At 61.5% G+C, this 14,212-nt stretch carries 15 protein-coding genes; all 15 read left to right on the top strand.

Annotated elements, in window-relative coordinates; all coding sequences use genetic code 11:
- Positions 1-88 precede the first annotated feature (88 nt).
- Positions 89-484 (top strand): phage holin family protein, encoded by a 396-nt coding sequence (locus NUW23_11810; protein MCR4426850.1) that lies wholly within the window; start codon positions 89-91, stop codon positions 482-484.
- Between the two features lies 1 nt (position 485).
- Complete coding sequence (locus tag NUW23_11805; GenBank protein ID MCR4426849.1) at positions 486-1,295, top strand: Cof-type HAD-IIB family hydrolase; 810 nt, start codon at positions 486-488, stop codon at positions 1,293-1,295.
- Entirely contained in the window at positions 1,296-1,688 is a 393-nt protein-coding gene (locus tag NUW23_11800; protein ID MCR4426848.1) for a methylglyoxal synthase, read from the top strand.
- Positions 1,689-1,794: 106 nt separating this feature from the next.
- Positions 1,795-2,622: a diadenylate cyclase CdaA gene (gene cdaA, locus NUW23_11795; protein ID MCR4426847.1), complete on the top strand. Its 828-nt coding sequence runs from the start codon at positions 1,795-1,797 to the stop codon at positions 2,620-2,622.
- Positions 2,619-3,584, top strand: a complete 966-nt coding sequence (locus tag NUW23_11790; GenBank protein ID MCR4426846.1) for a hypothetical protein — start codon at positions 2,619-2,621, stop codon at positions 3,582-3,584. Before cdaA ends, NUW23_11790 begins: the two co-directional genes overlap by 4 nt.
- Positions 3,585-3,645: 61 nt before the next feature.
- A complete protein-coding gene (gene glmM / locus NUW23_11785; GenBank protein ID MCR4426845.1) occupies positions 3,646-5,001 on the top strand; it encodes a phosphoglucosamine mutase in 1,356 nt (451 codons plus the stop codon).
- Positions 5,002-5,280: 279 nt separating this feature from the next.
- Positions 5,281-7,113, top strand: coding sequence for a glutamine--fructose-6-phosphate transaminase (isomerizing) (gene glmS / locus NUW23_11780; GenBank protein MCR4426844.1), 1,833 nt, complete (start codon positions 5,281-5,283; stop codon positions 7,111-7,113).
- 69 nt (positions 7,114-7,182) lie between these two features.
- Positions 7,183-7,626 (top strand): holo-ACP synthase, encoded by a 444-nt coding sequence (acpS, locus tag NUW23_11775; GenBank protein MCR4426843.1) that lies wholly within the window; start codon positions 7,183-7,185, stop codon positions 7,624-7,626.
- Positions 7,577-9,208 (top strand): NAD(P)H-hydrate dehydratase, encoded by a 1,632-nt coding sequence (locus NUW23_11770; GenBank protein MCR4426842.1) that lies wholly within the window; start codon positions 7,577-7,579, stop codon positions 9,206-9,208. The genes acpS and NUW23_11770 overlap by 50 nt, the downstream gene beginning before the upstream one ends.
- A 6-nt stretch (positions 9,209-9,214) precedes the next feature.
- Complete coding sequence (gene alr / locus NUW23_11765) at positions 9,215-10,351, top strand: alanine racemase (GenBank protein MCR4426841.1); 1,137 nt, start codon at positions 9,215-9,217, stop codon at positions 10,349-10,351.
- A gap of 150 nt (positions 10,352-10,501) precedes the next feature.
- On the top strand, positions 10,502-10,789 hold the full coding sequence (locus NUW23_11760) for a ribbon-helix-helix protein, CopG family (GenBank protein MCR4426840.1): 288 nt from the start codon (positions 10,502-10,504) through the stop codon (positions 10,787-10,789).
- On the top strand, positions 10,779-11,129 hold the full coding sequence (locus NUW23_11755; GenBank protein ID MCR4426839.1) for a type II toxin-antitoxin system PemK/MazF family toxin: 351 nt from the start codon (positions 10,779-10,781) through the stop codon (positions 11,127-11,129). The genes NUW23_11760 and NUW23_11755 overlap by 11 nt, the downstream gene beginning before the upstream one ends.
- 66 nt (positions 11,130-11,195) lie before the next feature.
- Positions 11,196-11,921 (top strand): gamma-glutamyl-gamma-aminobutyrate hydrolase family protein, encoded by a 726-nt coding sequence (locus tag NUW23_11750; GenBank protein MCR4426838.1) that lies wholly within the window; start codon positions 11,196-11,198, stop codon positions 11,919-11,921.
- Between the two features lie 34 nt (positions 11,922-11,955).
- Positions 11,956-12,999, top strand: coding sequence for an asparaginase (locus tag NUW23_11745; protein MCR4426837.1), 1,044 nt, complete (start codon positions 11,956-11,958; stop codon positions 12,997-12,999).
- The gene (locus tag NUW23_11740) at positions 12,968-14,197 is read left to right on the top strand and encodes an amidohydrolase (GenBank protein MCR4426836.1); all 1,230 of its coding nucleotides are present in this window, start codon (positions 12,968-12,970) and stop codon (positions 14,195-14,197) included. Before NUW23_11745 ends, NUW23_11740 begins: the two co-directional genes overlap by 32 nt.
- Positions 14,198-14,212 lie beyond the last annotated feature (15 nt).

Below are 14,212 nucleotides of genomic sequence, written 5' to 3'. Positions count from 1 at the left end.
GCGGGATTCCCAGGCATTCTGCTCTATGTGATCGCCTGGATAATCATCCCCGAAGAACCAGCGTAGACACTTGCGCGGGGGGATTTGAGTGAGAGACAACCGAAGGGGCGGAACCGGCCTGCCCGGCTGGATAGCGAAGTGGATGATAAACGCCCTGGCCATTCTGATCATCTCCTACGTGCCGTATGGAGCCGGACAGCTAGTGGAGATAGAAGGATGGGGGGCGGCGCTCATTGCGCCTCTGCTCCTTGGGATCGTCAACGCCTTCATCAGGCCGATCCTCGTGATCCTTAGCCTTCCTGTGGAGGTGCTGACACTAGGGCTGTTCACCCTTGTCATCAACGCCTTCATGCTCATGCTCGTCTCCTGGCTCATGGGGCCCCATTTCGACATCCCGGGTTTCTGGGCTGCGGTGTTAGCGTCGATCCTGTTGAGTCTCATAAGCGGTGTCCTGAACGCATTAGTTCGGGGCGACAGAGATTGAAATGGTCAAACTTGTAGCCATAGACCTCGACGGGACTCTTCTCCGGACCGATCGTACGATATCGGAGAAGTCGCGCCGGGTGATCCGCGCGGCGTTGAGAGAAGGGGTCCTGGTGGTCATCGCGACCGGCAGGATGTTCAGGTCCGCCCAGCAGCTCGTGCAGGAGATTGCGGATGACCTGCCGATCGCCGCCTACAACGGCGCCCTAATAAAGATGAGTGGGTCCGGCAAGTCTCTGCTTCATATCCCCATTCCCGCTGAAGTCGGGTCCTCGGTCGTTCGATTCCTTTGGGACTTCGACATCCCATTCCAGGCCTACTATGATGACCAACTCTGGGTGCGCAAGCACTCGGAGTCGTCCGCTATGTACTCGAGCCATTATGGCGTGGAGGTACACACCTGTCCCGACATTCAGTGGTTCCTCGAACGGGACTCGACCAAGTACCTCATAACCGAGGACCCCGGAAGGATTCCGGCCATCAGATCAGCGCTGGAGCCGGTGGTCGGCCCAGATCTTCGAATGATGCGCTCGCTCCCGCACATGCTCGAGATCGTGCACAGACGTGCTTCGAAGGCGCATGCCGTGGAGTTCTTGGCCGGCTTTCACGGTATAGATATGCAGGAAACGATGGCAGTGGGCGACGCTGAGAACGACCTGGAGATGTTTGAGTCCGCAGGGATCTCGGTGGCGGTCGGAAACGCGCAGGACCAAGCCAAGGAGCGCGCGTCCTTCGTCGTATCCTCCAACGATGAGGACGGGGTCGTCGAGGCCTTTGAGCGGTTCATCTTCTGGAGGGAGGAGGGGTCGTAAATGCCTTGCCGGCTGGCACTCATAGCACATGATGCCAAGAAAGCTGAGATGGTGGCGTTCGTCTACCGGCACAGATCATTCGTCTCGCGATGCTCGGTCGTGGCAACCGGAACTACCGGGAAACTGATAGAAGACAGGGTGGGGGTCCACGTTGAGAAGATGCTCTCTGGCCCCTATGGGGGAGACCAGCAGATAGGGGCGAGGATAGCCTCCCGCCAGGTGGATGCAGTAGTGTTCCTCAGGGACCCTCTGACCGCCCAACCCCACGAGCCTGATATAACCGCGCTTCTGCGCGTGTGCGATGTACATGACATCCCGCTCGCCACTAACGTGGCTAGTGCAGAACTGATCCTCAGGGCTCTGGGGTCGGAGCCTGAGAGCCTGCCGAAGTGACACGATTTTCCGACGCACCCACGAATCTTTGAGCCCGGCAGAAGGTATCTTCGAGCGGGGAAAGAAATCATTCTCATCCCGGGGATACACCGTGGGAGTGGGTGGTATGGGGCTTTCGCTGGACCTCACGGACGCGAACCTGCTCAGAGTTCTCGTCATTGCCCTGGACGTTTCCATAGTCGCATTCTTAATCTACAAAGTCATAAGCCTCTTTAAAGGGACACCGGCCATTTCGTTGATGAAAGGACTAGCAATCCTCTTCGCGGCCAACGCGGCCGCAGAGTACCTCAAGCTTGATGCCCTCTATTGGCTCTTGCGCCAAGCTACCACCATGACGCTGATCGGCATTCCCATCGTGTTCCAGCCTGAGGTCAGGAGGGGCCTGGAGCAACTTGGCCGCGGCAGGCTCTTCGGGTCCGGCATGGCCGCGATGGGCCCCGAGGAGCTGCGCCGGCTCATCTCCGAGGTTGTCCGGTCGGCAGCCATCATGTCCCGGGAGCGCACCGGGGCCTTGATAGTCATTGAAAGAGGCACGGGTGTCGGGGACGTAGTGGAGACTGGTACACGCATAGACTCCCTCGTCAGCGCGGAACTCCTGGTCAACCTCTTCACACCCCACACGCCTCTGCACGACGGAGCGGTGATCGTAAGGGGGAATAGACTTGTGGCTGCCGGATGCGTCTTGCCGCTATCCGAGAACCAAGGCATAGGCAGGAAACTGGGCACCAGGCACCGGGCGTCCCTTGGCATCACCGAGCAGACCGATGCCATCGCCATCGTGGTGTCCGAGGAGACCGGTGTCATATCCCTGGCAGCCGACGGCAAACTCACGAGGAACCTCGATCCGGATGCACTCTCCGAGAGACTCCAACAGATGCTGGATGTCCGGCACACTGCGGGTGCGAAGTTCCTCTTCCGGGGGGTGGGCAAGTGAGGATTGCTCCTTCCATCACCCGGGACATTCCCTTGAAGCTCATAGCCGTCGTGCTGGCCCTGGCAATCTGGATTATAGCCACTGGCGAGAAGGAGCGGAGCACCCCAGTTCCCAAGTTCGACATGGTTCTCGAGACCTCGCTGGATCTGAGGAACGTCGGCCGCGATCTCGTTGTGACTGATGCACCTGCCACGGTATCTATCCATGCAAGGGGCCCGAAGGAGTTGCAGAACTCTGTGGCGGGCTCGACCATGGCTTATGCTGACCTTGCCGGACGGGGCCCTGGACAACACGTGGTGACGGTGGAGGCCATTCTTCCTGCAGGCGTGGAACTCGTTCGCGTGGAGGACAGCCGGATCCCGGTGACGATCGAAAGACGCAAGACCGCTCAGTACCCTGTGGAGGTTGGTGTGCTTGGGGTCGGGGCGTCCCCTCTCTCCTCTCTGAACGTTGAGGCCACCCCCAGAGAGGTTACGGTGGATGGGCCGGAGCGTGCGGTCGCCAAGGCAAGGAGGATCGTGGCTGTGGCATCCCCTGGAGTAGGCCAGGGTGAAACGGTGGTCGCTCCTGTTGTTCCCCTCGACGACCACGGGGAAATCGTGGCCGGCCTTCTGATATACCCACGGACCGTCACCGTCCGCCTGGATGTGGAGGCCGACCCGTACTCTCGGAGACTGCCCGTAAGACCGGTCTTCAGCCCTGAAGGCCCACCGGCGAGTTCCTTCACTCGGGTCTCGGTGGTTCCCGATCACGTGATCGTCTGCGGGGATCCTGGGGTACTCGCAGAGGTCCGTGAGATCCTGACGGCCCCTGTACGGGTTGACGCTGAGAACCCAGGGAAGCCGGTCTCGGTCAGTCTCGACGTCCCGGCTGGCCTCATCTGCCCCGAGACCGAGCAGGTCCGCGTGGAAGTCCAAATGGCGCCCAAGGAAGAATCTTCGGCCGGGCCCAGTGTTCCATAGCCTGTGCCTTCATGGTAGACTAGGGTTGCAGCCGTGCATACGGCGTCGTCGGAGGTTGGAGATGGGGACGCTTTTCGGAACAGACGGTGTGAGAGATGTGGCAAACGGCAGGCTCACTCCAGAACTGGCATTCAAGCTCGGCAGGGCCGGCGCCGCATCTATTCGAGGCCGGGGCCGCAAGCCAGCCGTAGTGATAGGGTCGGACACCCGGCTTTCATCGGGGATGCTCGAGGCGGCCGTGGTCGCTGGGGTCACCTCTGCCGGCGCTGACGCGCTGCGCGCCGGTGTCATCCCCACTCCGGCCGTTGCTCATCTGACTGTGGCCCTCGGGGCGGATGCGGGGGTTGTGATATCGGCATCGCACAACCCTGCGGAATATAATGGGGTGAAATTCTTCGGGCCGGACGGGTTCAAACTTGCGGACGAGACTGAAGCAGAGATCGAGTCCAGAGTTCTCTCAACTGAGTTCGGCTGCGCGGACGACGGGCTCCCGAGGCCCACTGGAGCGGAGATAGGGTCAGTAACCCAGATCGAAGACGCCGCGGGCAGGTACGTTGCATTTGCCATCGGGACTGCCAAGGTGAGGCTCGACGGGCTTCGGGTTGTTGTGGACTGCGCGAACGGCGCGTCCTGCAAGACTACTCCTCAGGCATTTCGGGCGCTCGGCGCGGAAGTCGTGGTCATGAACGATTCCCCGGACGGATGGAACATCAACCGCGGGTGCGGTTCAATCCACCCTGAGGCGCTCGCCAGGGCGGTGCGGGAGCACGGCGCAGATCTCGGGTTCGCACATGACGGCGATGCGGATAGGGTCATAGCAGCTGACGCATGTGGCGATACCATCGATGGCGATCAGATAATGGCGGTGTGCGCCAAGCACATGGCCCAGACCGGGCGGCTCGCAGGCCGGGCGATCGTCGCGACTCCGTACAGTAATCTGGGCCTCACCCAGGCAATGCGAGACCTTGGGTGTGATGTGGTCATCGCCCAGGCAGGAGACAGGTACGTCCTGGAGGAGATGCGCAAGCGCGGGCTGGCGCTTGGCGGTGAGCAGTCCGGCCACGTAATCTTTCTGGACCGGGCGTCCACCGGGGATGGCCTCATCACTGCCCTGGAGCTGTCGTCGATCGTGGTGTCCGAAGGTAAACCACTGCACGAGCTCGCGAAGATCATGGTCCGGTACCCTCAGGTAATGGTGAACGTGCGCGTGAGCCGGAAGGATGAATACCATGGGAACGAGCCCATAGAAGCCGCGCTACGCCATGCCCGGGAGACCTTGGGGGATACAGGGAGGATCGTGGTCAGGCCTTCCGGAACTGAACCGCTGGTTCGAGTGATGGGAGAGGCGAGGGATAGGGAGGTGGTCGAGAGAGTTGTAAACGAGGTCGCTGAAGTAATCCGGTGCGAACTCGGGTAGCTGAGTGTTGCCACAGACAACTGAATACGAGCGCCAGGACTGGGCGGCCGCGCCCAGTTGACGAGGAAGGGGATCTCGGAGTACTCGGCGGGTGACCCTCGGTGAGCCACCATCGAAAGGCTCCTCCACAAATCCCTCGAGCGATCGGGGGGACAAAAGAGGGCCGTGTGGCTGTTGTTCCGTTGCTGATAATTCGGATGCTTCAGGCACCGCAGCTTTCGGGCTGCGGTTTGGGTTGTACAGAACCCTGCAGCTATTATGGAGAGGGAGGCAGATTCCATGTGCGGCATAGTCGGGTACGTGGGCCCGCAGGCTGCGGCGCCCGTGTTGATAGAAGGGTTGAAGAGACTCGAGTACCGCGGGTACGATTCCGCTGGTGTCGCTGTGTTTGACGGCGAGAATCCGGTCATCCGGAAATCCGTGGGAAGACTCACCAGGCTTGAGGAGATAGTGAAGGATAGTCCTGTTCTGGGAAACGTCGGGCTGGGCCACACGAGGTGGGCAACACACGGGAGGCCGTCGGACACCAACGCCCATCCACACACAGATTGCGGCGGCCAGATAGTCCTCGTGCACAACGGGATCATCGAGAACTACATGGAAATAAGGGAACAGTTGGAGGCCTTGGGCCACAGATTCGAGTCGGAGACTGACACGGAAGTCCTCGCTCACCTTGTGGAAGAGAATTACCAGGGCGACCTCGCGGCGGCTGTTCGCAGATCCCTCGCCATGGTGCGGGGATCGTACGCTATAGTGGTCATGTCTCGAGAAGAACCGGACAGGCTCGTCGCTGCGAGGAAGGATTCCCCACTAATAGTGGGCCTGGGTGATGGGGAGAACCTGATTGCATCCGATATCCCGGCCCTTCTCGGCCACACCAGGCAGGTCTACGTATTGTCCGACGGAGAGCAGGCCGTGGTCACTCGTGACTCAGTAACAATCACGGACCCCGTCGGCAACCCGGTGAAGAAGGACGTCTTCAATGTGACGTGGGATGCGGAGATGGCTGAGAAGGGTGGGTACGCCCACTTCATGCTCAAGGAGATCCACGAGCAGCCGAGGGCCATCAGGGACACAATGTCGGGCAGGATCGACCTGTCCCGTGGAAGGGTGGTCTTGAGGGAACTCCCGCTTTCCGCTGAGGACGTGCGGCCCATCGAACGGGTGTTCATCATAGCCTGCGGGACGGCATCTTATGCAGGGCAGGTAGGGCGGTACGTGATCGAGTCTCTGGCACGGATACCGACTGAAGTCGACTTGGCGTCTGAGTTCAGGTACCGCGACCCCATGGTGGGCCCCAATACTCTGGCCATCGTGGTGAGCCAGTCCGGCGAGACCGCTGACACCCTGGCGGGCCTGCGTGAAGCCAAGAGGAAAGGCGCGCGTGTGATCGCCATAACCAACGTCGTGGGGTCATCCGTATCACGCGAGGCAGACCATGTGATCTACACTTGGGCAGGCCCTGAGATCGCCGTGGCATCCACAAAAGCCTATCTCACTCAGCTCGTTGCACTCACCCTGCTCGGCATCGACCTGGGAACCAAGAAAGGAACCCTAGATCCAGACCGCGCCCGGTCGCTCGTTGCGTCCATGGGGCTGCTGCCGGGCCAGGTTGAATCCGTCTTCGCCACTCTGGAGGAGCGCATTCGGAATCTGGCACGGGAATTCGTCCACACTGAACACGTGTTCTTCATAGGCCGTGGCCTCGACTTCGCAAGCTCAACGGAAGGCGCGCTCAAGCTCAAGGAGATCTCATACATCCACGCCGAAGCCTATGCTGCGGGGGAACTCAAGCACGGCACGCTGGCCCTGGTTGTTGAGGGCACGCCCGTCTTTGCACTGGTCACCCAGGACCACCTGAAAGATAAGATGCTCTCCAACATAAGGGAAGTGAAAGCCAGGGATGCGCGGGTCATCGCCATTGCCATGGACGGTGACCCGGACATCGAGAAGCATGCGGATGAGGTCTTGAGGGTGCCGCGAACCGACCCGATGCTCGCTCCGGTCCTTACCGTTGTGCCCATGCAGCTGTTTGCTTACTACGCGGCATGCGCCCGCGGATGTGATGTCGACAAACCGAGGAATCTCGCGAAGAGCGTCACCGTGGAATAGCAGGTGCTCCACTGGCTCTGTCCTGGCGCAGAATGGCAGGTGGTGGTATACTTCATTGTGAGGGGATGGATGAGCGTGTTTCCAACGTGGCCGGAAGGTCTCCTCGGGGTCGGGGTGGACCTCGTGGAGATCTCGAGGTTCGACGAGCCTGCTCGTCGGGCTCCACAAGGCGTCGCGACGCGTCTTCTCACCGACCGTGAGCTCGCAGACACTCGGGCCCGGCGTCCGGACTACCTTGCTTCGAGGTTCGCCGCCAAGGAGGCTGTGATGAAGGCCCTGGGGGCCGGGATGGACATAGTCTCCTTCAGGGACATCGAGATCTTCCAGGACGAGCTGGGCAAGCCCGAGGTTCTTCTCTTGGGTTCCGCCCTGGCCCGCGCTGAGCAGTCCGGTGTCCGGAGAGTGCTCATATCCATTTCCCACACGAAGGAACACGCCATAGCTTTTGCGGTTGCTTGCGGAGGTGGTCAACACGAAACTCGCAAGCCGGGCGGAGATCCGGAAGATCGATGAGGCGGCAATTGGCCAGTTCGGCGTGGCGGGCATCGCGTTGATGGAGAACGCTGGGGCGTCTGTGGCCCGTGCAGCGTTCCGGATACTGGCCGGAGAGCCGGGTGGGTGCCCGGCCCGCTTCTCCGTTGTTGTGTTTGCTGGCCGAGGCAATAATGGCGGCGACGGTTTCGTCGCCGCTCGTCATCTTCTGGGAGCAGGGTTCAACGTCCGGGTCTATTTGCTTGGGGAGAGCCGCAACGTCGAGGGTGACGCAGGGGCAAATCTGTCTATCCTCCGCAGCATGGGTGTCTGCCCTGAGGAACTCTGCGATGACTCACCCGAACACCTCTGGGCCGATGTGGGAGCTACGGTGCGTGATGCGCACGTCATAATCGACGCCATGCTGGGCACAGGTGCGAGAGGTGAGCCTTCCCCTGCAATCCTCCGGGCCATAGCGATCATCCGTGCTTGCGCGCGGCCTGTGATTGCGGTGGACATCCCGACAGGAGTGGATGCTGACACGGGGGCCTGTACCTCACAATGCGTCCGGGCGGATACCACCGTCACGTTCGGGCTCCCCAAGATCGGGTTGGTCTCTTACCCCGGACGGGAGTTTGCTGGCCTGATTGTCGTGTCACCCATCGGCATTCCCGAAGCTCTTCTCGAGTCTCCCGCGATTCAGACGAACCTCACGACGCCTGAGAATGTGCGGGCGGCGTTGCGTCGCCGGGCCCCCGACGATCACAAAGGGGATTTCGGACGCGTCCTCGTGGTTGCGGGTTCCCGCGGAATGGCTGGCGCGGCCGCACTGGCATCATCGGCCACGCTTCGCTCCGGCGCCGGGCTCTGTGTTCTCGCCTGCCCAGAACTTATCCTGGATTCTCTCGCGGCCAAGGTCACCGAGGTTATCTTGACCCCAGTCCCCTGTACCCAGGCCGGATCTGTATCCGCCGAGGCTATCCCGCACATCCTCACACACGCTCGCGGTTGCGACGCAGTGGTGGCCGGCCCCGGGCTTGGAGCCACCGACGACACCCGGGCTGTGGTGGAGGCGCTCATCCGGGAGTGTCCAGTCCCGCTAGTGGTGGATGCGGACGGCATAAACGTCCTGGCAGGGAACAGTGCCGCCTTCAAGGCTGCTCGCAGCGGTGTGGTGGTCACGCCTCATCCAGGCGAATTGGGAAGGCTCATGGGGGTGACCCCGGCGGAGATCAACTCTGACAGACTGAGGTGGGCGAGGGAGGCGGCCCGTACCACGGGGGCTGTCGTTGTTCTCAAAGGGGCTGGGACCGTGATCGCCCGGCCGGACGGGGAGGCGTTCATCAACCCCATGGGCAACCCAGGGATGGCTACCGCTGGTTCCGGTGACGTACTGGCCGGTGTGGTAGGATCTCTGCTGGCGCAAGGAGGGGAGCCGTTCCCGTCCGCGGTCGCCGGTGTCTTCATACACGGCCTGGCAGGCGACCTCGCTGCAAGGGAGATGGGGCAGGCGGGGATGGTGGCCGGGGACATGCTCCTTACTCTCCCACGGGCGATCGAAATGAGCATGACACTCCCGGGTGAGCTCTGGAACATGATGCCTGTGAGAACCGAAAGGTGGTGACGGGCAGTGTCAGGGTCTTTCCAGCCGAGCACCAGACCGACGTGGGTTGAGGTGAACACAGCCAACATCGGAAAGAACATCCGGCGCATCAAGGCCGGCTTGCCGCCTGGGACCGATGTTATGGCTGTGGTAAAGGCAGATGCGTACGGGCATGGAGCGGTTCCGGTGGCGATCGCGGCTCTTGAGTCCGGGGCCTCGTGTCTCGGGGTGGCCCTGGTCGAGGAGGGTGTCACACTGAGAAGGGCGGGTATCGCTGCGCCCATACTCTTTCTGGGTGCCCTCTTCCCGTTTCAGGCTCAGGATGTCCTGAGGTACGGAATCACCGCAACAGTGGCGTCCTACGAGAGTGCATCAGATCTCTCGCTGGCCGCCGTCGCGCAGGGGAAGAAGGCCAAGGTCCACGTGAAGGTAGATACAGGCATGGGACGTCTCGGCCTTCCACCCTCAGCCATCCCGGGGTTCTTGAGAAGGGTGTCGAGGTTGCCCGGCCTCGAGGTGGAGGGGATCTTCACTCATCTGGCGTCCGCGGAGTCTGACCCCGAGATGACCCGCCGCCAGCTGGAGGTATTCACCGGTCTCCTCGAAGTCCTCGAACGGGAAGGGTTCGAGATCCCCATCAGGCATGCGGCGAACAGTGCCGCCGCGTTGTCCGTCCCGGAGGCAGTGTTCGACATAGTCAGGGTGGGCATAGCGATGTACGGGCTCTCACCCTCCGGAACGACCCCGCCCGGGCCTGATCTCCTGCCGGCCCTTTCCTTCAGGACCAGGGTCTCATATCTGAAACTCGTGCCAGAAGGCAGCACTATTGGCTACGGTGCGACGTATCGCAGCTCGGGGCAGGAGGTGATCGCCACCTTGCCGGTGGGGTATGCTGACGGCTACCCGCGGGCGCTCTCAGGGAAAGGGCAGGTCCTCCTTGGCGGGGAGAGAAGACCCGTGGTGGGCAGAGTCTGCATGGACCAGATCATGGTTTCTCTACCTCCGGATGCCGCCGTGGAAGTCGGCGACGAGGCCGTCCTCATCGGAACGCAGGGAAATGAGACGATATACGCGGAGGACCTGGCCAGGGTCGCGGGCACCATTAATTACGAGATCGTCTGCGGGCTGAGTAAGCGTGTCCCCCGGGTGTACGTCTCCGGGTGACGTTTGCCCACGGTGAAGTGGGACCAGTTTCCGTCAAGTGAAGTCCCGCCCACCCATTCCTCATGTTGACACCTGTGCAGATGCGCATATATACTAACAGTACGCACTATGATACAGCAGCGGGCACAGATCTGCACGGGGGGTGTCGGCATGGCTGGACTGCGGAGGATAATGATCACCGTACCTTCGGGCCTGCTGGACGAGGTGGACACGTTTGTGAAGAAAGAGGGACGCAACCGGAGTGAGGTAGTCCGGGAGGCTGTCCGGATGTACCTTCGCGAGCGCGCCCTCTCAGAGCTTCGCGACAGGATGCGCGATGGGTACGCCAAGATGGGCGCCATCAACCTCGCGATCGCCCGTGAATGCGTCAGTTCGGACGAAGAGGCCTTCCAGAAGTACGAGAGGTTGCTTGTGGAGGCTGACACTGTTGGAAATTAGGAGAGGCGACATCTTCTACGCAGACCTCAACCCAGTCATTGGATCTGAGCAGGGAGGCGTACGTCCGGTCCTCGTCGTGCAGAATGACATCGGCAACTACTACAGCCCTACCACGATAGTCGCCGCTGTGACGTCGAAGATAAAGCGCGCGAAACTCCCCACCCACGTGGAACTACCCGCATCAACCGGCCACCTGGCCGTGGACTCTGTGATCCTTCTGGAACAGGTACGGACTATTGACAAGGCGCGCCTGCGCGAACGAGTGGGCCGACTTGACCATGACATTATGAGAAAGGTCGACCGGGCAGCCGAGATTAGTCTCGGGCTTGTGGACCTCTGATCTCCCCGGGCGGAGCTCGCCATGCCTCGGGGTATCTCACTTTGTACGCAGCGAGGTGGTGTCCTCATGCAACCAGTGATTGCGCTCACTTCCGACTTCGAGCTGGAGCCCAGGGACAGGTGTGTCTTGTGCGCGGATTACGTCAAGGCTGTCCACATGGCCGACGGGTTGCCCATAATCATCCCGCCTGACTTGAGCCGGGGGAGCCCAGGGACTCTTGCACGTGAGGTCTGCGGCGTGGCAGACGGCATCGTCCTGACGGGAGGTGGAGACCTCGATCCAAGATGGTTCGGTGAACCTCCGCGCCCAGGACTAAAGAACGTGAACCCGGTCAGGGACGAATTCGAGCTCATACTCGCCCGTGCGGCCATCGGACTCCATTTGCCCATACTGGCCATCTGCCGGGGCATGCAGGTTCTCAACGTGGCTGCCGGGGGCACGCTGGTGCAGGACATCCAGACCCAGATTTCTGGGGCTTTCGAGCACTTCGTGCCCGCGCCCAGGTGGCACCTGACCCATTCGGTGTCTGTCGCAGGCGGGACCGCTCTCGAACGGATGTTCGGTGAAGAGGGACTCTGGGTCAACAGCTTCCACCACCAGTGCGTCGCCGAGGCTGCGCCCGGGTTCCGAGTGTCGGCTACTTCTGCTGACGGTGTGGTGGAGGCAATCGAGAAACCCGGCCCAGAGTTCGTGGTCGGCGTCCAGTGGCACCCGGAGTGCCTGGTGGAAAGGCATCCGGTGTTCCTCGAGCTCTTCCGGGAATTGGTCCGTGCCGCGCAGGGATTGTGTTAGGCTTGGCTTGACGGGATTCAGAGGGGGGAGTTCGATGTCCTGTCCTCTCGTGTCTGTGATCAGAGGGGACTTGGTTGAGAGTGTTCACAGAGGCGACGTGGCTGTTGTCGATGCCGCCGGGGCGCTTCTCTACTCGGTCGGTGACCCGGACTACGTCACCTATTGGAGGTCTTCGGCCAAGCCTATTCAGGTTCTCCCGATCATCGCGTCGGGGGCGGCAGACCGTTTCGGCTTAACCCCCCGTGAGCTTGCTGTGATGGCCGCCTCACACGGCGGTGAGGACTTCCACATCGAGGCCGTAGCCAGCGTCCTCTCGAAGATCGGCCTATCCGAGCGTGACCTCAAGTGCGGGAGGCATGCTCCTGTCAACCGGGCTCAGGCCATCCGGCTCATCCGCGAACGTCGGGAGGCCACGGAGATCTACAACAACTGCTCGGGCAAGCACGCCGGCATGCTCGCGCTCGCTGTGCACTCGGGATACTCCATTGAGGATTACTTCAAGGTTGATCACCCTGTTCAGCGTGAGATGGTCCGCACTGTGTCCGAGGTGTGTGAGATGCCGGAGGGCCAGATCGCCCTGGGTATCGATGGCTGCGGCGTGACGGTCTTTGGTATGCCGATCGTAGCCATGGCGAGGGCGTACGCCAGGCTCGCGGACCCAGCCTTCCTGCCGGCTTCCCTTCAGTCCCCCGCGGCCAGGGTCACCCAGGCCATGATGAGTTATCCTGAGATGGTCGCCGGGACCGGTGAGTTCACCACCAGACTCATTCAGACGGCGCGCGGTGCGCTCTTCGCCAAGAACGGTGCGGAGGGAGTGTATTGCATTGGAGTTCCGGGCAGAGGCATGGGTATCGCTGTCAAGATAGAGGACGGGAACGCCCGCGCCTACCGCCCTGTGGTGATGGAGATTCTCAGGCAACTGGGTATCGGACCCTGGGACGCCTTTGAGGCCTCAGGGCTTTTGCCCGCGTGTTCAATCTCAAATGCGAGACGTGAGACGGTGGGCAGAATGGAGGCATGTTTTGAACTGGAAAGGAGAAACCGCCGTGCACCAGAGAATCCGCGCCCGAGTGCGTGAGCTCATGCCGCGAGTGGTCGAGATCAGGAGGGCCATACACTCCCACCCCGAGCTCGGCGGCCACGAGCAGGCCACTTCAGACTTGGTCGCGCGGGTCCTCGGGTCAGCCGGTGTTCCGGTCACCCGCGGAATCGCCGGGACCGGCGTGGTCGGCTTGATCGAGGGGAGGGACGCCGGCCCCACGATAGCCCTCAGGGCCGACATGGATGCGCTTCCAATCCAGGATCAAAAGAGTGTGGATTACGCATCCAGGGTCTCCGGGGTCATGCATGCGTGCGGCCACGATGGGCATACGGCTGCGCTCGTCGGTACGGGCATCATCCTCTCAGAACTCGCCTCTGAGCTTTCTGGGAATGTGAAGCTGATATTCCAGCCTGCGGAGGAAGGCCCTGGAGGAGCCAAAGCGATGATAGAGGCGGGGGTGCTCAGAGAGCCTGACGTCGACGTCATCTTGGGCGTGCACGTATGGAGTCAGATCCCAGTGGGCATGGTCGGGTTCAGCCCCGGACCGGCCTATGCGGCGGTAGATGAGATACGGATCAAGGTCATGGGAAATGGCGGCCACGGAGCCGCGCCTCATTTTGCGAGCGATGCGATTACTGCATCGGCGCAGGTGATCACAGCGCTGCAGCAGATTGTGAGCAGACAGGTTGACCCGGTGGAACCGGCGGTGGTTACCATAGGGACTATAAAGGGTGGGTACACGCACAATGTCATCGCTGACACTGTCGAGATGACCGGAACCGTTAGAACATTCAGCGCGCACCTGCGCGCAGCCATGCCGGGCATGATAACCAGAGTAGCCCAAGGTGTTGCGCGCGCTCTGGGCGCCGACGCCTCCCTGGAGTACATACAAGGCTATCCGGCGGCCATCAATGACCCCAAGGTAACCGCGGGGATGGCCGACCTCGCCGCCCGGGTGTTCGGGGAGAATAGAGTCGTGAGGAATGTGCCCCGGTGCATGGGTGGTGAGGATTTCGCGTACTTCCTCCAACAGGTTCCCGGCACGTTCATAGTGATAGGGGCAGGGAACTGCGAGCGAGGGATGGCCTACCCGCACCACCATCCGAAGTTCGACTTCGATGAGGAGGCCCTAGCTGTCACCATGGAGATGTTGGTCTGCGCAGTCTCTCACTATCTTGGGGATCGGGCTGGCCATGGGGAGGAGTCTAGCGCACCGCGACTGAGTAAAGTTTAAGTGGGTAGGGCCTCT

The organism is Bacillota bacterium, from assembly GCA_024655925.1.
Lineage (GTDB): Bacteria > Bacillota > DTU025 > DTU025 > JANLFS01 > JANLFS01.
Note: the sequence above shows the minus strand (reverse complement) of the source record. Positions and strands in the feature narration are given on the sequence as shown.

Bases quoted from the DNA above. Each gene is read 5' to 3' on its own strand.
- glmS (MCR4426844.1), top strand. From the start codon at position 5,281: ATGTGCGGCATAGTCGGGTACGTGGGCCCGCAGGCTGCGGCGCCCGTG.
- NUW23_11800 (MCR4426848.1), top strand. From the start codon at position 1,296: ATGCCTTGCCGGCTGGCACTCATAGCACATGATGCCAAGAAAGCTGAG.
- NUW23_11745 (MCR4426837.1), top strand. From the start codon at position 11,956: ATGTCCTGTCCTCTCGTGTCTGTGATCAGAGGGGACTTGGTTGAGAGT.
- glmM (MCR4426845.1), top strand. From the start codon at position 3,646: ATGGGGACGCTTTTCGGAACAGACGGTGTGAGAGATGTGGCAAACGGC.
- NUW23_11760 (MCR4426840.1), top strand. From the start codon at position 10,502: ATGGCTGGACTGCGGAGGATAATGATCACCGTACCTTCGGGCCTGCTG.
- cdaA (MCR4426847.1), top strand. From the start codon at position 1,795: ATGGGGCTTTCGCTGGACCTCACGGACGCGAACCTGCTCAGAGTTCTC.
- acpS (MCR4426843.1), top strand. From the start codon at position 7,183: ATGAGCGTGTTTCCAACGTGGCCGGAAGGTCTCCTCGGGGTCGGGGTG.
- NUW23_11805 (MCR4426849.1), top strand. From the start codon at position 486: ATGGTCAAACTTGTAGCCATAGACCTCGACGGGACTCTTCTCCGGACC.
- NUW23_11750 (MCR4426838.1), top strand. From the start codon at position 11,196: ATGCAACCAGTGATTGCGCTCACTTCCGACTTCGAGCTGGAGCCCAGG.